Here is a 20,623-nt window from a genome sequence, read left to right as displayed (position 1 = left end):
CATGGCCAAAACATCCCGTACTGTTCGTCGTCCGTTCAATGACGAGGGCTCAGCGCATCAGGACTCCCGCGGCCTCGGAGGTGGATTCCGACGGGAGGGCCGTGAGGCCGAGTTCGGCGGGGTTGGCCAGGAGGGGGTGGGTGGGGAGGACGCGGACGGTGTAGCCGAAGGGGCCCGTGCGGTCGAGGGCGAGGGGGCCTTCGTAGAGGTGGCGGCCCTCGTCGTCGGGGCCCGCGGTGGGCTTGAGCGGGATGGCGGTGGTGTCGGTCAGGCTGTCGGCCTCGTCCACGCGGCCCGCGACGGCCTGGACCTCGACGTCGGCGGGGTCGAGGCCGCCGAGGCGGACCTGGACGCGGAGGGAGAGGGCGGAGCCGAGTTCGGCGGCGCCGCCCGGGGCGGGCGGGGTGAGCCGGGTTTCCACGTGGTCGACGGCCACCTGGGGCCAGGCCGCGCGGACCCGGGCCTTCCAGGCGGACAGGTCACGGGACGTGGCGGGGTCCAGGGCGCGATGGGCGCGGGCGGCCGGGGCGTAGAGCCGCTCGACGTACTCGCGCACCATGCGCCCCGCGAGCACCTTGGGGGCGAGGGTGGTGAGGGTCTGGCGCACCATGTCGATCCAGTGGCCGGGGAGTCCGTCGGGGCCACGGTCGTAGAACTGCGGCGCGATCCGCTGTTCCAGCAGCTCGTAGAGGGCGGCCGCCTCCAGGTCGTCGCGGCGGTCGTCGTCGACGGCGGAGCCGTCGGCGGTGGGGATCGCCCAGCCGAAGTCGGGTTCGTACCACTCGTCCCACCAGCCGTCGAGGACGGAGAGGTTGAGGCAGCCGTTGAGGGCGGCCTTCATGCCGCTGGTGCCGCACGCCTCCAGCGGGCGCAGGGGGTTGTTGAGCCAGACGTCGCAACCGGGGTAGAGCTTCTGGGCCATGCCCATGCCGTAGTCGGGCAGGAAGACGAGGCGGTGCCGCACCCGGGCGTCGTCGGCGAAGCGGACCAGCTCCTGGACGAGGCGCTTGCCGCCGTCATCGGCCGGGTGCGCCTTGCCCGCGACGACGATCTGGATCGGCCGCTCGGGGTGCAGCAGCAGCTCGGTGAGCCGGTCGCGGTCGCGCAGCATGAGGGTGAGCCGCTTGTACGAGGGGACGCGGCGGGCGAAGCCGATGGTGAGGACGTCGGGGTCGAGGACGGAGTCGATCCAGCCCAGTTCGGCGGTGCCCGCGCCGCGCTGCCGCCAGGACGCGTACAGCCGCTGCCGTACTTCGGCGACGAGCTGCTTGCGCAGGGTGCGGCGCAGCTCCCACAGCTCCCCGGCGGGCAGGTGGCCGAACTGGCGGGCACCGAGCCGGGTGACCTCGGGGGCGCGCCAGGTGGGCGCGTGGACGCCGTTGGTGACGGAGGTGATGGGCACCTCGTCGGCGTCGAACCCGGGCCACAGACCGGCGAACATCTGGCGGCTGACCTGGCCGTGGAGGGTGGAGACCCCGTTGGCGCGCTGGGCCAGCCGCAGCCCCATGACGGCCATGTTGAACAGGCCCGGTTCGCCGCCGGGGTAGGTCTCCCGGCCGAGCGCGAGGATCCGCTCGACGCCGATACCGGGCAGTTCGCCGTCGTCCCCGAAGTGGCGGGCGACCAGCTCGCGGTCGAACCGGTCGATCCCGGCGGGGACCGGGGTGTGGGTGGTGAAGACGGTCCCGGCCCGGACGGTTTCGTGGGCGGCGTCGAAGTCCGTCCCCGTGGTGTCCACGAGTTCGCGGATGCGCTCCAGGCCGAGGAACCCGGCGTGGCCCTCGTTGGTGTGGAACACCTCGGGCTCGGCGTGCCCGGTGATACGGCAGTACGCCCGCACCGCGCGCACGCCGCCGATGCCGAGCAGCATCTCCTGGAGCAGCCGGTGCTCGCTGCCGCCGCCGTAGAGCCGGTCGGTGACGTCGCGCTCGCCGGGGCCGTTGCCTTCCACGTCCGAGTCGAGGAGCAGCAACGGCACCCGCCCGACCTGGGCCTGCCAGATCTGCGCGTGCAGCGGGCGGCCGCCGGGGAGCGCGAGCGTGACCCTGGCGGGGCGGCCGACGCCCGTGCCGGGCTCGTGCAGCAGGGTGAGCGGCAGCTCGTTGGGGTCGAGGATCGGGTACTGCTCCTGCTGCCAGCCCTCGCGGGAGAGGGACTGGCGGAAGTAGCCGTGGCGGTAGAGCAACCCGACGCCGATGAGGGGGACGCCGAGGTCGCTGGCGGCCTTGAGGTGGTCGCCGGCGAGGATGCCGAGCCCGCCGGAGTACTGGGGCAGGGCGGCGGTGATGCCGAATTCCGGCGAGAAGTAGGCGATGGCGGCGGGCAGCCCGGCCGCACGGCCCGGCCGGGCCGTACTGTCCGTGCCCGGCTCGTCCGGGGCCGGCTCGTCCGGGGCCGTCGTGCGGCCCTGGTACCAGCGAGGGGCGGTCATATAGTCGTTCAGATCTTCGGCTGCCGCCTTGAGCCGCCGCAGAAAGGCGCGGTCCGCGGCGAGTTCCGCCAGCCGGGCGACGGGTACGGCGCTCAGCAGCCGCACCGGATCGCCGCCGCACGCCCGCCAGCGCTCGGGGTCAATGGCCTCGAACAGCTCGCGGGTCTCGGGATGCCACGACCAGCGCAGATTGCGCGCCAGCCGGTGGAGCGGTCGTAGGGATTCCGGAAGCACGGGACGCACGCTGAAGCGACGGATGGCCTTCACACCTTCGACGGTAGCGGCCGACGCGCCCCTGTTTCGGCTGTTTCGCCTTAGGGAGTGTCTTGCCGATCATGCCGGGCTCCCGCCTGACCGACAAGACACCCCCTAGCCCCGCGAAGTTCGGTCGGGAGGCGGCAACCTTTCCGGCCAGGGCGACGACTAGGGGGCGTTCACTTCCCCCCATACCTTGGAGGCCCCGTGCGTATCCGGGACAGATCGCAGCCCGCACCCGGTCACCCACCCAGACACGCCGCGCGCGAGCGGCTCGGCCGCCCCCGGACGCTGGTCGCGGCGCTCGCGGTGGGCACGCTGGCCGTCACCGGTCTGGCGAGCGTCTCGGGAGCCGCCGAGACGGAGCCCGAAGCCGAGGGAGCGACGGCGGCGAAGGGCGCGACGGCCAGGGCGGCCGCGGCCGCCCAGCTGGAGAAGCTGGACCGGGGCCTGGTCAGCGTCCGCTCGGGCAACGACAACCTGGTCAGCTGGCGCTGGCTCGCCACCGATCCGTCCAATGTCGCATTCAACGTCTACCGCGGCTCCACCAAGGTCAACGCGTCCCCGATCACGGGCTCGACCAACTACCTGGACAAGGGCGCGGCGGCCACGGAGACGTACACGGTGCGCGCCGTGGTGAACGGCGCCGAGCAGGCCGCCTCCCCGGCCGCCCTCCCGTTCCGCTCGGGCTACCTCGATGTCCCGATCTCGCCCCCGGCCGCCGGTTCCGACTACACGTACGAGGCCAACGACGCCTCCGTGGGCGACCTGGACGGCGACGGCGATCTCGACCTCGTCCTCAAGTGGCAGCCGACGAACGCGAAGGACAACTCGCAGTCCGGCGTCACGGGCAACACGATCGTGGACGGGTACACCCTCCAGGGCAAGCGGCTGTGGCGCATCGACCTGGGCCGTAACATCCGCTCCGGCGCGCACTACACCCAGTTCCAGGTGTACGACTACGACGGCGACGGCAAGGCCGAGGTCGCGATGAAGACCGCGGACGGCACGGTCGACGGCGCGGGCAGGACGATCGGCAGCGCCTCCGCCGACTACCGCAACTCCAGCGGCTACGTGCTGAGCGGCCCCGAGTTCCTGACGATGTTCAACGGGAGCACCGGCGCCGCGATGTCCACCGTGGACTACGTCCCGGCGCGCGGCACGGTCTCCTCGTGGGGCGACTCGTACGGCAACCGGGTGGACCGCTTCCTGGCCGGGACGGCGTACCTGAACGGCTCCACGCCCTCCCTGATCGCGGCGCGTGGCTACTACACCCGCACCGTCATCGCCGCCTGGGACTTCAAGGACGGCAAGCTGACCCGGAAGTGGACGTTCGACACGAACAGCTCCACCAACAGCGGCAAGGGCTACGACGGGCAGGGCAACCACGCGCTGGCCATCGGCGACGTGGACGCCGACGGCAAGGACGAGATCGTCTACGGCTCGATGGCGGTGGACGACAACGGCTACGGCCTGTGGACGACGAAGAACGGCCACGGCGACGCGGCCCACCTCGGAGACCTCGACCCGTCCCGGCCGGGCCTGGAGTACTTCAAGGTGGACGAGGACTCCTCGAAGCCGTCCTCGTACCTGGCCGACGCCAGGACCGGCCAGGTGCTCTGGTCGACCGCGGCCAACGGCGACAACGGGCGCGGCGTGGCCGGCGACATCTGGGCGGGCAACGACGGGGCCGAGATGTGGTCCGCGAAGGACGACCAGATCCGCTCGGCCTCCGGCGCCGCCAAGGGCCGCAAGCCGTCGTCCATGAACTTCCTGTCCTGGTGGGACGGCGACCCGGTGCGCGAGCTGCTGGACGGTACGCACATCGACAAGTACGGCACGTCGGGCGAGACCCGGCAGCTCACGGCCTCCGGGGTGCACTCCAACAACGGCACCAAGGCCACTCCGTCGCTGTCCGGCGACATCCTCGGCGACTGGCGCGAGGAGGTGATCTGGCCGACCAGCGACAACAAGGCGCTGCGGATCTACTCCACGCCCATCGAGACCGACCGGCGGATCACCACGCTGCTGCACGACCGGCAGTACCGCGAGGCCCTGGCCTGGCAGAACACCGCCTACAACCAGCCGCCGCATCCCAGCTTCTTCATCGGCAACAAGATGGCGACCCCTCCGCGGCCGACCATCACCACCCCCTGAACCTCATTCCCCCCGGAGAACCCCCCTTCCGCACAAGGAGCTGTGACATGGAATTACGCATGAGACGGCGGGCGATCGGCGGCGCCCTCGGCGCCATCGCCCTCACCGCGGGTGCGATCACCACCGGGCTGTCCCTGTCGGCCGCGTCGGCGGCCACCTGGCCCTCGCCCAGCGGCACCCCGCAGGCGGTCACCAAGACGATCCCCGTCAGCGGGACCACCGACGGCGGCATGAAGCGCTACTACGGCGACGGCGACCTCGGCTCGGACAACCAGGGCGAGGACCAGCCCCCGCTGTTCGAACTGGCCGACGGCGCCACGCTCAAGAACGTCATCCTCGGCGCCCCGGCCGCCGACGGCATCCACTGCAAGGGCAGCTGTACGCTCCAGAACGTCTGGTGGGAGGACGTCGGCGAGGACGCCGCCACCTTCCGCGGCACCGGCAAGACGTACAACGTCATCGGGGGCGGCGCTCGCAAGGCGTCGGACAAGGTCTTCCAGTTCAACGGCGGCGGCACGCTCAACATCTCCAACTTCGCCGTGCAGGACTTCGGCAAGCTCGTCCGCTCGTGCGGCAACTGCTCCAAGCAGTACAAGCGGACGATCAACGTGAGCAACACCGAGGTCACCGCCCCGGGCAAGGCCATCGGCGGGATCAACACCAACTACGGCGACTCGCTGACCCTGCGCAACATCACGGTGCTCAAGGACAGCAGCAAGAAGATCGTCCCGTGCCAGAAGTACATCGGGAACAACACGGGCAAGGAGCCGACCGAGAACGGCAAGGGCCCGGACGGCACGTACTGCAAGTACAGCGCCTCGGACATCACCTACAAGTAGCCGTGAGGCGCGGGTGAGGTCCGCCGCCCGGTCCGGACGCCGCCAGGCTCCACCGCTCATGCGGCAACTGCTCCGAGCAGCAGAAGCGCTCGGTGGTGGTGGACGGCGTGGAGGCGACCGCTCCGGGCAAGTCGCCGCGCGCCGCGCCCGCCCCCCTCCCCGGGGGTGGGCGCGGCGCGCCGGTTCCGCCCCCTGATGCGCACTTGTCGGGGCCCCCTGCCCACGAGACCCTGGCGCCGTTCGCACCGGGGAGGGTCGGGGAGGGATCGTCCATGGCGCACAGAAGGAGCAGAGGCCGCCGCCGCCGGACGGCCGGGGCGCTGGCCGCCGCCGCGGTGGTGCTGACGGGCGGGGCGCTGCCCGCGCGGGCCGCGGGCGCGGCGGCGGACCACACCTACATCGTGACCCTGCAACGGGGGGCGGGGGCGCCATCGGCGTCGTCCGGGCGGGGCAGGGGCATCGTCGAGAGGTACGGGGCGACGGTGCGCCGTACGTACAGCAGGGCCCTGAACGGCTTCGCCGTGCGGGCGGACGAGGCGCAGGCGAGGCGGCTCGCGGCGGACCCGGGCATCGCCTCGGTGACCCGGGACGCCGAGGTGTCGCTGCGCGGCGCCCCCGCCACCCAGGCGTACCCGCCGTCGTGGGGTCTGGACCGGGTCGATCAGCCCGCCGACGTGCTGGACGGTTCGTATACGGCACCGGCCGGCGGCGGGCGCGGGACGACGATCTACGTCATCGACTCCGGAGTGCGCACCACTCACCGGGACTTCGGCGGCCGGGCCCGCTCCGGCTGGGACTTCGTGGACGACGACCCGGTGGCGCAGGACGGCAACGGCCACGGCACGCATGTGGCCGCGACCGCCGCGGGCGCGCAGTACGGGGTGGCGAAGCGGGCGGAGGTCGTCGCCGTACGGGTGCTGGACGACCGGGGCGAGGGCACCAGCGCGGAGGTGCTGGCCGGTCTGGACTGGGTGCTGCGGCACGCCCGGAAGCCGTCGGTGGTCAATCTGAGCCTGGGGTCGCCGGTCGCGGGGCCGGTCCCGGAGTGGGACGCGGCCATACGGGCGGGAGTGCGCGCCGGGCTCACCTTCACGGTCGCGGCGGGCAACGCGGGCCGGCCCGCGGACGCGTACTCGCCGGGCCGGGTGCCGCAGGCGATCACGGTGGGCTCGACGGACCGGGCGGACCGGCGCTCGCCGTTCTCCAACTACGGGCCGGCGGTCGACCTGTTCGCGCCGGGCGACCGGATCGTCTCGGCGTCCAACGCGAGCGATACGGCGGCGGCGACGTTGTCGGGTACGTCCATGGCGGCGCCCCATGCCGCGGGCGCGGCGGCGCTCTACCTCGCCGCCCACCGCTCGGCGACCCCGGCCCGGGTGAGCGCGGCGCTCACCGCCGAGTCGGCCAAGGGCGCGGTACGGGGCGCGGGGCGCGGTTCGCCGAACCGCCTGCTGCGCGTCGGCGACTGACACCTCGGCCGGCACCGCGACTGGCTGACACGGCGTCTGACACAACTCAACATTGCAGTCATATCATCGGCCCCGCACGGATACGCGCGGGGCCGAGACATGCACCCCGCGTTACGAACGGGTAGTTAACGGGAACCCGGATTGTCTCCCGGTGTCCGGTGGGAAGGCTTCCCGAACGCGCCCCCCATGGCCGACCCCATCCGCCCACCAGAGTGAACGCGGACAGGAGCTGTCATGCCCGCAACCCATCGCCCGGCGGTAAAGCCTATACAAAGGACGGAAGCCGCCGCCGACCATCAAGCGCCCTCCGCACATCAGCCCGCAACGCCGTCAGGTGATCCTATGATCGGTCGTATTCCCATCCTGGATATCCGTCCGCTGATCGACTGCGGCCGCCGACCCGCCAAGGCGGTGGTGGGCGAGACCTTCGAGGTCAGTGCCACCGTGTTCCGGGAGGGCCACGACGCGGTCAGCGCCAATGTCGTCCTCCGCGATCCGGCCGGACGGTCGGGGCCGTGGACCCCGTTACGCGAACTCGCCCCCGGCACCGACCGCTGGGGCGCCGAGGTGACCCCCACCGCGCCGGGCCGCTGGTCGTACACGGTCGAGGCGTGGAGCGACCCCGTCGCCACCTGGCGCCATCACGCCCGTATCAAGATCCCGGCCGGGATCGACACCGATCTGGTGCTGGAGGAAGGCGCTGGGCTGCACGAGAGAGCCGCGGCCGGAGTACCCAAGAACGACGGCCGGGAGGCGGTGCTGGCCGCCGTCGACGGGCTGCGCGACGAGCGCCGCCCGGTCGCCGACCGGCTCGCCGCGGCCCTCGCCCCCGACGTCACCGCCGCCCTCGACCGCCATCCGCTGCGCGAACTGGTCACCTCCTCGCGCCCGATGCCGCTCCAGGTCGAGCGGGAGCGCGCGCTGTTCGGCTCCTGGTACGAGCTGTTCCCGCGCTCCGAGGGCGCCAAGGTGGAAGAGGGCCGGCGGCCGGTCAGCGGCACGCTGCGCACCGCCGCCGAGCGGCTGCCCGCCGTCGCCGCCGCCGGGTTCGACGTCGTCTATCTGCCGCCCGTCCACCCCATCGGCACCGCCTTCCGCAAGGGCCCCAACAACACGCTCTCCGCAGGCCCCTTCGATGTCGGCTCCCCCTGGGCGATCGGCTCCCCGGACGGCGGCCACGACGCGATCAACCCCGACCTCGGCACCCTGGACGACTTCGACCACTTCGTGGCCAGGGCGCGCGAGCTGCGCATGGAGGTGGCCCTCGACTTCGCGCTCCAGTGCTCGCCCGACCACCCCTGGGTCGCCAAGCACCCCGAGTGGTTCCACCGGCGCGCGGACGGGACGGTCGCGTACGCCGAGAACCCGCCCAAGAAGTACCAGGACATCTACCCCATCGCCTTCGACGCCGACTTCCCCGGCCTCGTCCGCGAGACCGAGCGGCTGCTGCGGTTCTGGATGTCCCACGGCGTACGGATCTTCCGGGTCGACAATCCGCACACCAAGCCCGTGGCCTTCTGGGAGAAGGTGATCGGGGACATCAACCGCACCGACCCCGATGTCATCTTCCTCGCCGAGGCGTTCACCCGGCCCGCGATGATGAACACACTCGGCATGATCGGCTTCCAGCAGTCGTACACGTACTTCACCTGGCGCAACGGCAAGCAGGAGCTGACCGACTACCTCACCGAGCTGTCCGGGGACGCGGCCGCCTGGATGCGGCCCAACTTCTTCGTCAACACCCCCGACATCCTCCACGCCTACCTTCAGGACGGCGGCCGCCCGGCCTTCGCGGTACGGGCCGTCCTCGCCGCCACCCTCTCCCCCACCTGGGGTGTCTACGCGGGCTACGAGCTGTGCGAGAACACCCCGCTGCGCGCCGGCAGCGAGGAGTACCTGAACTCGGAGAAGTACCAGCTGCGCCCGCGCGACTGGGCGGGCGCGGAGCGTACGGGAACGACCCTCACCCCGCTCCTCACCCGGCTCAACCGGCTGCGCCGGCGGCACCCCGCCCTGCGCCGGTTGCGCAACCTCCGATTCCACCACGCCGACAACGACTCCGTCATCGTCTACTCCAAGCGCACGGGCGACTCGTGCGTGCTCACCGTCGTCAACCTGGACCCCCACCACACCCAGGAGGCGACGGTCTCGTTGAACATGCCGGAACTCGGCCTCGACTGGCACGAGTCCGTCCCGGTGCGCGACGAGCTCACCGGCGAGACCTACCACTGGGGCAGGGACAACTACGTGCGCCTGGAGCCGGGGCGTGACATGGCTCCCGCGCACGTGCTCTCCCTGCGACCGTCCTCACCGATCGGAGGGTCACCCACAACATGATCGTCAACGAGCCCGTACCGGACAAGTTCGAAGACACTCCGGCCAAGGACCGTGATCCCGACTGGTTCAAACGCGCCGTCTTCTACGAGGTCCTGGTGCGCTCCTTCCAGGACAGCAACGGCGACGGCGTCGGCGACCTCAAGGGGCTCACGGCCAAACTCGACTACCTCCAGTGGCTCGGCGTCGACTGCCTCTGGCTGCCGCCCTTCTTCGCCTCCCCGCTGCGCGACGGCGGCTACGACGTCTCGGACTACACGGCCGTGCTGCCGGAGTTCGGGGATCTCGCCGACTTCGTCGAGTTCGTGGACGCCGCGCATCAGCGCGGCATGCGCGTCATCATCGATTTTGTCATGAACCACACCAGCGATCAGCATCCGTGGTTCCAGGAGTCCCGCACCGATCCGGACGGACCGTACGGCGACTACTACGTCTGGGCCGACGACGACAAGCAGTACCAGGACGCCCGCATCATCTTCGTCGACACCGAGACGTCCAACTGGACCTTTGATCCGGTACGCAAGCAGTACTACTGGCACCGCTTCTTCTCGCACCAGCCGGACCTCAACTTCGAGAACCCGGCCGTCCAGGAAGAGGTACTGGCCGCCCTGCGCTTCTGGCTGGACCTCGGCATCGACGGGTTCCGGCTCGACGCCGTGCCGTATCTGTACGCGGAGGAGGGCACCAACTGCGAGAACCTCCCCCGCACCCATGAACTCCTCAAGCGCGTCCGCGCCGAGATCGACGCCCACTACCCCGACACCGTGCTGCTGGCCGAGGCCAACCAGTGGCCGGAGGACGTCGTCGACTACTTCGGCGACTACGAGGCGGGCGGCGACGAATGCCACATGGCCTTCCACTTCCCGGTCATGCCGCGCATCTTCATGGCCGTGCGGCGCGAATCGCGCTATCCGGTCTCGGAGATCCTCTCCAAGACCCCGGCGATTCCGTCCGGCTGTCAGTGGGGCATCTTCCTGCGCAACCACGACGAGCTGACGCTGGAAATGGTCACCGACGAAGAGCGCGACTACATGTACGCGGAGTACGCCAAGGATCCGCGGATGCGCGCCAACATCGGCATCCGGCGCCGGCTGGCCCCGCTGCTGGACAACGACCGCAACCAGATCGAGCTGTTCACGGCGCTGCTGCTGTCCCTGCCCGGGTCGCCGATCCTGTACTACGGCGACGAGATCGGCATGGGCGACAACATCTGGCTCGGCGACCGCGACGCGGTCCGCACCCCCATGCAGTGGACGCCCGACCGCAACGCGGGCTTCTCCTCCTGCGATCCCGGGCGGCTCTTCCTGCCCACGATCATGGACCCGGTCTACGGCTATCAGGTCACCAACGTCGAGGCCGCCATGTCCTCGCCGTCCTCCCTGCTCCACTGGACCCGCCGGATGATCGAGATCCGCAAGCAGAACCCGGCCTTCGGGCTGGGCTCCTTCACGGAGCTGCCCTCCTCCAACCCCGCCGTCCTCGCGTTCCTCCGTGAGGCCCCGCGGACCCGGGACGGGGAGGACGACCTGGTGCTGTGCGTGCACAACTTCTCGCGCTTCGCCCAGCCGACGGAGCTGGACCTCCAGTCCTTCGCGGGCCGCCACCCGGTCGAGCTGATCGGCGGCGTCCGCTTCCCCGCCATCGGCGAACTCCCCTACCTGCTCACCCTGGCGGGCCACGGCTTCTACTGGTTCCGCCTGCGCCGAGCCGAACCGGCCCCACACCGCCCCCCGCTGTAACCCGGGGCGGGGGTGCAGTCCCCCACCCCCCTCCCCGACCCCGGGGGCAAGCCGCTGGCCCCCGGCCCGGTCCGGCCCCGTCCGGTGGGGGCCGGAGGTGAATCCCCGCCGGGCCAGGGCGAAGCCCCGGGGCAGCACGGCCCCAGGCGGGGCACCGCTCCGGTGGGGCCGGGGGCAGAACCCCGAGGCGGCGGCCGGGGAGCAGAGCCTGGCCCAGGGCCAGGGCGAAGCCCCGGGCGGGCACGGTCCCAGGCCGGGACAAGGCACAACCCCACACCAACGGCCGCTGGGACCAGACGCGCAGCACCGGTGGGGTCCGAGGGGCCTGCCCCGGCCGAGCCAAGGGCGCACCCACGAGCAAAACCGGAGCCCAACCCCAGCACGGGGACCGGGAGCGCAACCCCTGGGACGGGGCCCACGGCGCCAGCCCCGGGTAGGCCAAGGCCAGAGCCTCGGCCGAGCCAAGGCCGCAGCCCCCACACGGGACCCGCGGCGCAGCCACGGCGGGGACCTGAAGCGCAACCCCACCACGGGAACCGAGAGCCCAACCCCAACACGGGGGCCCAGAGCGCAAGCCCCGAGTAGGCCAAGGCCAGAGCCCCGGCCGACCCAAGGGCACAACCCCACACCGGGGACCTGGAGCGGAGAGCCGAGACGGGGACCGGGGCGCAGCTCCAACGTGAGCCCGGGGCCCGGGGCCCGGGGCGTAGCCGCGGTGGGGGGGGGGGCTGGGGGCTTGCCCCCAGGTTCGGGTAGGGGCGGGGTGGGGAAAAGCAGACCCCTCCGCGCTCCTTCGGCGTTTTCGTCATGGCTTCATGGGCACTCTGACTACGTACAGCCACCGGCGGAGCCGATCGCGTACTCCGTGCTCGCCGTACGGACGATCCTCGCCCGACACGTCCCGCACCGTCGCACAGTCAACGCCGCAATCCGGGACACTTTGCCCTGATCTGTCGTGTGCCCGGGGAAAGGACGCGACGCCATGCCGGAAGCTTCATTCTCCCGGGGGGCACACCACCCGCCGACCGCCGCACCGCCAGCCGATCCCCCGTCCAGCACGACAACCGGGCCGGACGGGCTGCTCGGCTCGCTCGCGCCGTTACTCGCCGAGTGGCTCCCCCGGCAGCGCTGGTTCGCGGGCAAGGGCCGTCCCGTCACGGGCTTCGCCCTCGTCTCCGCGACCGAGTTACTGCCCTGCCCGCCGGGCGGCGCGGCCCCCGGGTTGCTCCATCTGCTCATCCGCGCCCAGCAGCCGGAACCGCCCGGCCACCGCCACGGCTTCGGCTGCGGCCACCGCCGTGGCGCGGCCGCCAGCGACTGCTACCAGATGCTGCTCGGCGTCCGCTCGACCCTGCCGCCCTCGCTCGCGCCCGCGCTCATCGGGCACCCCAGCGGCGGGCCGCTGGACGGCCGCACCGTGTACGAGGCGCTGGCCGACCCCCGCCTCGCCTCGCTCCTCCTGGAGCGGCTCCGCGTCCCCGGCCGCCTGGGCCCGCTGCGCTTCGTACGCGAGCCCTCCAGCGCGATCCCGTCCACCCTGCCGCCCCGGCTGATGACGGCCGAGCAGTCCAACTCCTCGGTGGTGTACGGCGATACGTTCATCCTCAAGCTCTTCCGCCGGGTCAGCCCCGGCACCAACCCCGACCTCGAACTCCCCCTCGCCCTCGCCCGCACCGGCTGCACCCGGGTGCCCGCCCCGGCCGCCTGGTTCGAGGCGGCGCCGCCGCCGGAGGGGCCAGGGCCGCGCCCGGAACCGTTCACCCTCGGCGTCCTCCAGCCCTACCTCGCCGGGTCCACCGACGGCTGGCAGCTCGCCCTCGACGCGCTCGCCGTACGCGCCGACTTCACCGGCGCCGCGCACGCCCTCGGCCGCGCCACCGCCGAGGTGCACCTCGCGATGGCCGACGCGCTCCCCGTCTCCGTGCTGCGCCGCCCGCAGATCGAACACCTCGCGGCCGCCATGAGCGAACGCCTCGACTCGGCCGCCGCCGCGGTGCCCGCGCTCCAGCCGTACCGGGCCGCGCTGCACGCCGCGTACGAGGACGTCGCCGGCCTCGGCCGCGCCGGGCGCACCTGGGCGGCCCAGCGCATCCACGGCGATCTGCACCTGGGGCAGGCCCTGCTGACGGCGGAACGCCAGTGGTCGCTGATCGACTTCGAGGGCGAGCCGTCCCGTCCGCTCGCCGAGCGCCGCCGCACGCAGCCGCCGGTGCGCGACATCGCGGGGATGCTCCGCTCCTTCGACTACGCGGCGGCCGTGGGCGGCCACGACACCCCGCAGGACTGGGCCGTGCGCATGCGCGCCGCCTACTGCGCGGGGTACGCGGAAGCATCGGGTACGGATCCGCGCGACGAGCCGGAGCTGCTGCGCGCCCATGAGACCGACAAGGCGGTGTACGAGGTCCTCTACGAGGCCCGCCACCGCCCCGACTGGCTGCCGGTCCCGATGACCGCGATCCGCCGGCTGGCCGCCGCCGTCCGCTGACCCGACCCGAGAGCCCCGCCCCGACACCCCCGGGAGGACCACCCCGTGACCGCACGACCGCCGTCCAGCCGGCACCCGTCCGACGAGGGCCCGGGCCCCGACCCGACCGCCACCGGCGCCAAGTCGGCCCCGGTGGTCCCGCCCACCTTCCTCCCCGGCCGCCCGACCCGGGAACACCGCCCCGGTCCCACGACGCGCCCGGCCGCCGCCCCGGATGTCGAGGCCGGGCTCCGGGACGACGCGTCCCCCCGCCAGGACCCCCACTCGCCGGAGTCGGCGGGGATCAAGCCCACCTCGCGGCCGTCGTACGGGGCGCCGCCCGAGCCCCGCGCGCCGCGGGCGGCGTCGGTGGCGGATGCCCTGGAGGACGCCCCCGCCGTGCGGCGGCCGCCCGACCCCGCGCCGTACGAGGACCACGGGGTGCGGGCCGCGCCCGCGCTCGGGGGTGAGGAGCGGCAGCGGCTGCTCACCGGGGCGCATCACGATCCGCACGCGCTGCTCGGCGCGCACCCGGTGCGCGGCGGGGTGCTGTTCCGGGCGCTGCGCCCGTACGCGCGGGCCGTCACCGTCGTCGCCGCCGGGCTGCGGGCGCGGCTGCGGCCCGAGGGGGACGGGCTGTTCTCGGGCGTGCTGCCGCTGACGTCCGTACCCGACTACCAGCTGCTCGTGGCGTACGACGACAACGAGGTGCGGGTCCATGACCCGTACCGGTTCCTGCCCGCGCTCGGCGAACTCGATCTGCACCTCATCGGCGAGGGCCGCCACGAGGAGCTGTGGCGGGCGCTCGGCGCTCAGCCGATGACGCACCACGGCGTGGTGGGGACGCGGTTCACCGTGTGGGCGCCGAACGCGCGCGGCGTGCGGGTCACCGGGGACTTCTGCTCCTGGGACGGCACCGGCTTCCCCCTGCGTTCGCTCGGCTCCAGCGGCGTGTGGGAGCTGTTCGTGCCCGGTGTCGGCGAGGGCACGCTGTACAAGTTCGAGATCACCCGGCCCGACGGCAGCCGCACCCTCCGCGCGGACCCGATGGCGCGGCACACCGAGTGCCCGCCCGCGACGGCCTCGGTCGTGCACGCCTCGCACCACCACTGGCGCGACGGCGACTGGATGGCGCGGCGGGACGGCGGGCGCGTGCACGAGCTGCCGTTCTCGGTGTACGAGGTGCACCTGCCGTCGTGGCGGCCGGGGCTGACCTACCGGCAGCTCGCCGAGCAGCTGCCCGCGTACGTCAAGGACCTCGGGTTCACCCATGTCGAGCTGATGCCGGTGGCCGAGCACCCCTTCGGCGGCTCCTGGGGCTACCAGGTGACCGGCTTCTACGCGCCCACGGCCCGCCTCGGCACGCCCGACGACTTCAAGTACCTGGTCGACGCGCTGCACCGGGCGGGGATCGGGGTGCTGGTGGACTGGGTGCCCGCGCACTTCCCCCGGGACGAGTGGGCGCTGGCGGAGTTCGACGGCCGGCCGCTGTACGAACCGGCCGACCCGCTGCGGGCCGCGCACCCGGACTGGGGGACGCTGGAATTCGACTACGGCCGCACGGAGGTGCGGAACTTCCTGGTCGCGAACGCGGTCTACTGGTGCGAGGAGTTCCACATCGACGGACTGCGCGTCGACGCCGTGGCGTCCATGCTGTACCTCGACTACTCCCGGGAGCCCGGCCAGTGGACGCCCAACGCGCACGGCGGCCGGGAGAACCTGGACGCGGTGGCGTTCCTCCAGGAGATGAACGCGACGGTCTACCGCCGCTGCCCGGGCGTGGTGACCATCGCCGAGGAGTCCACCGCCTGGGACGGCGTCACCCGGGCCACCCATCACGTGGGGGCGAGCGGCTTCGGCGGGCTCGGCTTCGGGCTGAAGTGGAACATGGGGTGGATGCACGATTCGCTGGGCTACATGGCGCACGAGCCGGTGCACCGGAAGTACCACCACCACGAGATGACGTTTTCGATGGTGTACGCGTACAGCGAGAACTACGTCCTGCCCATCTCGCACGACGAGGTGGTGCACGGCAAGCGGGCGCTGGTGAGCAAGCTGCCGGGCGACTGGTGGCAGCAGCGCGCCGACCACCGGGCGTACCTCGGCTTCATGTGGGCGCATCCGGGCAAGCAACTCCTCTTCATGGGGCAGGAGTTCGCGCAGGGCGCGGAGTGGTCGGAGCGCCACGGCCCCGACTGGTGGCTGCTGGACCCCTCGTACTCCGCCGAACCCGACCACCGCGGGGTGCGCGATCTGGTCCGCGACCTCAACCGGGTGTACGTGGCGACGCCGCCGCTGTGGCAGCGGGACACGGTGCCGGAGGGGTTCGCGTGGGTGGAGGGAGACGCGAGCGAGGACAACGTGTTCGCCTTCCTCCGCTTCGACGCCGACGGCTCCCCGCTGCTGGCGGTCAGCAACTTCTCGCCGGTGGTGCGGCATGAGTACCGGATCGGCGTACCGGACACGGTCCCGCTGTGGCGGGAGGTGCTGAACACCGACGACGAGCGCTACGGCGGCAGCGGCGTCCGCAATCCGGAACCGCTGAAGGCCGAACCGACGGCCGCCCACGGCCGACCGGCCAGCCTGCTGCCGACGCTGCCGCCGCTGGCCACGATCTGGCTGCGCCCGGCCTGAGCTTGCGTTCAAAAGGTTGACGCCAAGAGGTTGACGAGTGACGTGGACACGCCTAAAGAGAGGGGTGAGGGCGTCGTGAGAGCGCTCTCACCCCCCTTCAGGAGGTACGCCCATGCGCCCCCGCAGACACAGATCCGCCCTCAGATCGGCCTTAGCCGCACTCGCCGCCACCGCCGTCGCCCTCCTCGGCGCCACGTCCTCCCAAGCCGACGTGCCGCCCACGCCCACCGGCTGGAACCTCCAGTGGAGCGATGACTTCACGGGCGCGGCGGGCACCCTCCCCTCCGCCGCCAACTGGCAGATCGACACCGGCCACAACTACCCCGGCGGCCCCGGCAACTGGGGCACCGGCGAGATCCAGAGCTACACCGGCTCCACCAGCAACCTCAGCCTCGACGGCACCGGCAACCTCCGCATCACCCCGCTCCGCGACGGCGCGGGCAACTGGACCTCGGCCCGCATCGAGACCAAGCGGGCCGACTTCAAGGCCCCGGCAGGCGGTGTGCTGCGCATGGAGGGCCGGATACAGATGCCGAACGTCACCGGCGACGCCGCCCTCGGCTACTGGCCCGCCTTCTGGGCGCTCGGCAGCCCGTACCGGGGCAACTACCAGAACTGGCCCGGCATCGGCGAGTTCGACATCATGGAGAACGTCAACGGGCTCAACTCCGTGTGGGGGACCCTGCACTGCGGCGTCAGCCCGAACGGTCCCTGCCGGGAGACCTCCGGCCTCGGCGCCAACCGCGCGTGCCCCGGGTCCACCTGCCAGTCCGCGTTCCACACGTACCGCTTCGAATGGGACCGCTCGACCACGCCCAACCAGCTCCGCTGGTACGTCGACGGCACCCAGTTCCACAGCGTCGCCCAGGACCAGGTCGACGCCGCCACCTGGTCGAACATGACCGACCACGCGGGCTACTTCATCCTCCTCAACGTGGCGATCGGCGGCGGCTTCCCCGACGGGGTCAAGGGCTCGCCGACGCCCACCGCGGCCACCGTCCCCGGGCACCCCATGCTCGTCGACTACGTGGCGGTCTGGACCCGGGGCGGAGGCGGCGGGACCGACCCCGGCGGTTCCGCCACGCTCTACCCGGGCCAGGGCGGCGCCCTCGGCGCGGCCTCCTCGTCCGCGAGCGCCACGACCCTGGCCTCGGCGGGCGGCACCAACCACGACGGGACGCCGTACCAGCCGCAGACCTTCACCTCGTCCGGCATCACCCGGACGTACAACGGCGGCTCGACGGCCTTCGACCTGTTCGTGGACGCGGGCACGACCGTGGCCAACGGGCAGCAGGCGCGGATCTCCTACGACCTCACGGGCGACGGCAGCTGGGACCGCACCGAGACCTACCAGTACTTCGCCACCGATCCGGTCCCCGGCTACGAGCACTACACCCAGGCCCGCGGCCTGAAATCCGCCACCGGATCGCTCGGCGACATGAGAGGCGGCAAGGTCCGGGTCGAGGTGTGGAACGCCATCGGCAACGGCACCAGCACCCTCGGCACCGGCAACCAGTCCACCGTCCGCATCCCCTTCGACTAACCGGTGCCGTCGGGCCCGGGCTCGCCCAGGCGGGCGAGTTCGGCCCGTACCCGGTCCGCGTCCGGGTGGCCGAGGGCATCGAAGCGGCTCAGCGCCGCGCACCAGCTGCTCCGCGCCCCGGCCAGGTCCCCGGCGGTCCGCTGGGCGTCGCCCAGCCGGTGCAGCGACTCGGCCTCCCGCACCCGCTCGTCCAGGCCGCGCCGCAAGGCGACGGCGTGCCGGTAGCAGGTGATGGCCTGCCGGTGGTCGCCGAGGTGGTGGTGGGCGTACCCGAGGCTGTCCCAGGCGGCCGACTCCCCGCGCCCGTCGCCCGCCTCCTTGAGGAGGGCGAGCGCCTTGGCGCAGTGCACGAGGGTCTGCTGGAAGTCGCCCAGCCTGGCGTACGCCCAGCCCAGGTTGTTGAGGGCGTACGCCTCGCCCTTGCGGTGCCCGGCCTCCTGGTACAGCTCCAGCGAGCGCCGGGCGTGGTACAGCAGCTCGTCGTCGCGGCCCTGGCGCTCGGCCGTCATGTTGAGCGCGACGTGGAGGCGGGCCTGGCCGATGTGGTTGGCGGTCTCGGCGTGCAGGTTGAGCGAGCGCAGCAGATGGCCGCGGGCCCGTTCGTACAGCCCCATCCGCAGATCGGCGAGGCCCAGCCCGTGGCAGGCGTGGGCCTGGCCTGCCTGATCGGCGACGCGGTGGGCGGCGCCCAGGGCGATGCGGTGGACGGTGCGCTGGTCGTGCCAGTGGCCGAGCTGGTCCAGGAACTCCATCAGCGACCAGGCCAGTTGCCAGGCGTGGGTCTCGAATCCGGCGTCCGCGGCCCGCTGGAGGGCCGCGATCAGCACCGCGTGTTCCAGGGTGAACCAGGTGAGCGCCTGGGCGTGTTCGGTGAACGTCTCGACGGCCACCCCGGACCGCGCCGGGGTGATGGCGATCGGCACCCGGTGCGGGGTGAAGGCGCGCCCGGCGGCGACCGCGGAGTGCAGATAGTGGTCGAGCACCCGGTGCAGCGCGGCCTGGCGGTCCTCCTCCGAGTCGTCCTCCTGGGTCAGCTCCGTGGCGTACGCGCGTAGCAGATCGTGGAACGCGTACCGGCCCGGACTGCGCTCGGTGATCAGATGCGCCCGGGTGAGGCTGCTCAGCAGCCTGCGGGCCCGGGCCACGTCCACCCCGGCGAGGGAGGCCGCGGCGGGCGCCGCGATGTACGGGCCGGGGTGGACACCGAGCAGCCGGAACAGCCGGGCGGCGTCGTCGCCGAGGGTGTGGTACGACCACGAGAACACGGCCCGGACATCGGTGGTGGCGTCCCCGCCCTCGAACGCGTCGAGGCTGCCGCGGGCGTCGTGCAGCTCACCGGCGAGCGCCGCGATGGGGAAGCGGGGGTGGGTGGCGGCGCGGGCGGCCACGATGGCGAGCGCGAGGGGCAGCCCCGCGCACACCGTGACGACGTCCTCGACGGCCTGCGGTTCGGCGGCGGCGCGCTCGGCGCCGATGCGGCCGACGAGCAGGTCGCGCGCCTCGGCGCGGCCGAGCAGATCCAGCGGCAGCGGCCGGGCCTGTTCCGCGACGACCAGGCCGGTGAGTTCGTTACGGCTGGTCAGCAGCACGAGGCAGGTGGGCGAGCCGGGCAGCAACGGGCGCACCTGCTCGGCGTCGCGGGCGTTGTCGAGCAGGATCAGCACCCGGCGGTCGGCCAGCAGGCTGCGGTAGAGGGCGGTCTGCGCCTCCACGGTGGCGGGGATGCGGTGCGCCGGCACCTGGAAGGCGTCGAGGAAGCCCCGGACCGCCTCGGCCACGGTCATCGCCGAGCCGGTGGGGCCGAAGCCGCGCAGGTTGACGTACAGCTGCCCGTCGGGAAAGCGGTCGCGCACCCGATGCGCCCAGTGCACCGCGAGCGTGGTCTTGCCCAGCCCGCCACTACCCGCGATCACCCCGATCGCGGCCGCGGTGGGCGCCCGGCCGGTGTGCAGCAGCGCGTCAAGCCCGCCGAGTTCGCGCTCACGCCCGGTGAAGCGGGCGACGTCGGGCGGCAGTTGCCGGGGAACGGCGGCGGGACCGCCCTCGGCGACGGAACCGGTACGCGTCGCCACCGCGGCGGCCGCGGGCACAGCACCGGGCTCGGGCGCCCCGGGTGCGGCACCGGGCCCGCGCGCGTGCCCGGCAGCTCCGGCGGCCCCCGCCGCCCCGGGGGCGTGCCCGGCTCCGGACGCGGTGCGGTCCTCAGCGGCGTGTCCGGCTCCGGGCTGGTACCCGGCGCGGTCCCCGGGCCCAGGGACAGAACTGGCGGCCCCGGGCGCCCCGTGTACGGCACCGGGCTCGGGGGCGTACCCGGCAGCTCCGGCGGCCCCCGCCACCCCGGACTCAGCCGCGTATCCGGCACCGGACGCGGCGCGGTCCTCAGGAGCCTGCCCGGCTCCGGGCTGGTACCCGGCGCGGTCCCCGGGCTCGTACGGGGCACCGGACCCGGCGCGATCCCCGGCGGCGTGCCCGGCACCGGCCCCGGCGCGGCCCCCGGGCGGCTGCCCGGCCCCGGACACGTTCCCGCCCTCGGGCCCGCCACGGTCCCCGGGCGGCTGCCCGGCCCCGGACTCGTACCCGCCTCCGGGGACGGCGCGGTCTCCGGGCTCGGTGCCGGGCCCGGGGGCGCGCCCGCCAGCCCCGGCGGCTCCGGGCGCAGTACCGGGCTCGGCCGCGTACCCGGCACCGCCCCCGGCGCGGCCCCCAGGGGCGTACCCGACCCCGGGCTCGTACCCGGCTCCGGCAGCGACGCGGTCCC

10 protein-coding genes and 1 pseudogene are annotated in these 20,623 nt (G+C 73.0%); 9 read left to right on the top strand and 2 right to left on the bottom strand.

The genetic code is table 11. From position 1 onward, the window contains the following. Positions 1 to 49 precede the first annotated feature (49 nt). Positions 50 to 2,698 (bottom strand): alpha-glucan family phosphorylase, encoded by a 2,649-nt coding sequence (glgP, locus tag ACH4SI_RS11220; protein WP_398295102.1) that lies wholly within the window; start codon positions 2,696 to 2,698, stop codon positions 50 to 52. Positions 2,699 to 2,893: 195 nt separating this feature from the next. On the opposite strand from glgP, the gene ACH4SI_RS11215 reads away from it, so the two are divergent. The 8 genes from ACH4SI_RS11215 to ACH4SI_RS11180 all read left to right on the top strand — a co-directional run bounded on the left by ACH4SI_RS11215 (position 2,894) and on the right by ACH4SI_RS11180 (position 17,865). Then, the gene (locus tag ACH4SI_RS11215) at positions 2,894 to 4,843 is read left to right on the top strand and encodes a rhamnogalacturonan lyase (protein WP_398295100.1); all 1,950 of its coding nucleotides are present in this window, start codon (positions 2,894 to 2,896) and stop codon (positions 4,841 to 4,843) included. Positions 4,844 to 4,890: 47 nt separating this feature from the next. Further along, a complete protein-coding gene (locus ACH4SI_RS11210) occupies positions 4,891 to 5,682 on the top strand; it encodes a pectate lyase (protein ID WP_398295098.1) in 792 nt (263 codons plus the stop codon). A gap of 272 nt (positions 5,683 to 5,954) precedes the next feature. Further along, positions 5,955 to 7,151, top strand: coding sequence for a S8 family peptidase (locus tag ACH4SI_RS11205; RefSeq protein WP_398295096.1), 1,197 nt, complete (start codon positions 5,955 to 5,957; stop codon positions 7,149 to 7,151). A gap of 342 nt (positions 7,152 to 7,493) precedes the next feature. Beyond that, positions 7,494 to 9,488 carry an alpha-1,4-glucan--maltose-1-phosphate maltosyltransferase gene (locus tag ACH4SI_RS11200; protein WP_398295094.1) on the top strand — a complete coding sequence of 665 codons (1,995 nt, stop codon included), beginning with the start codon at positions 7,494 to 7,496 and terminating at the stop codon, positions 9,486 to 9,488. Further along, complete coding sequence (gene treS, locus ACH4SI_RS11195) at positions 9,485 to 11,224, top strand: maltose alpha-D-glucosyltransferase (protein WP_398295092.1); 1,740 nt, start codon at positions 9,485 to 9,487, stop codon at positions 11,222 to 11,224. Before ACH4SI_RS11200 ends, treS begins: the two co-directional genes overlap by 4 nt. Before the next feature lie 982 nt (positions 11,225 to 12,206). Beyond that, a complete protein-coding gene (locus ACH4SI_RS11190; RefSeq protein ID WP_398295090.1) occupies positions 12,207 to 13,709 on the top strand; it encodes a maltokinase in 1,503 nt (500 codons plus the stop codon). A gap of 420 nt (positions 13,710 to 14,129) precedes the next feature. Next, positions 14,130 to 16,322: a 1,4-alpha-glucan branching enzyme gene (gene glgB / locus ACH4SI_RS11185; RefSeq protein ID WP_398295249.1), complete on the top strand. Its 2,193-nt coding sequence runs from the start codon at positions 14,130 to 14,132 to the stop codon at positions 16,320 to 16,322. Positions 16,323 to 16,434: 112 nt separating this feature from the next. Continuing rightward, positions 16,435 to 17,865: a glycoside hydrolase family 16 protein gene (locus ACH4SI_RS11180; RefSeq protein ID WP_398295088.1), complete on the top strand. Its 1,431-nt coding sequence runs from the start codon at positions 16,435 to 16,437 to the stop codon at positions 17,863 to 17,865. Here the strand turns inward: ACH4SI_RS11180 and ACH4SI_RS11175 are convergent. After that, positions 17,862 to 19,955, bottom strand: a complete 2,094-nt coding sequence (locus tag ACH4SI_RS11175) for an ATP-binding protein (RefSeq protein WP_398295086.1) — start codon at positions 19,953 to 19,955, stop codon at positions 17,862 to 17,864. The genes ACH4SI_RS11180 and ACH4SI_RS11175 overlap by 4 nt on opposite strands. 192 nt (positions 19,956 to 20,147) lie before the next feature. On the opposite strand from ACH4SI_RS11175, the pseudogene ACH4SI_RS11170 reads away from it, so the two are divergent. After that, positions 20,148 to 20,623, top strand: a pseudogene (locus tag ACH4SI_RS11170) (hypothetical protein); the annotation flags it as partial.

The organism is Streptomyces sp. NPDC021212 (assembly GCF_044332925.1).
Lineage (GTDB): Bacteria > Actinomycetota > Actinomycetes > Streptomycetales > Streptomycetaceae > Streptomyces.
The sequence above is the reverse complement of the archived record's forward strand: the minus strand, read 5'-3'. Positions and strand labels throughout refer to the sequence as shown.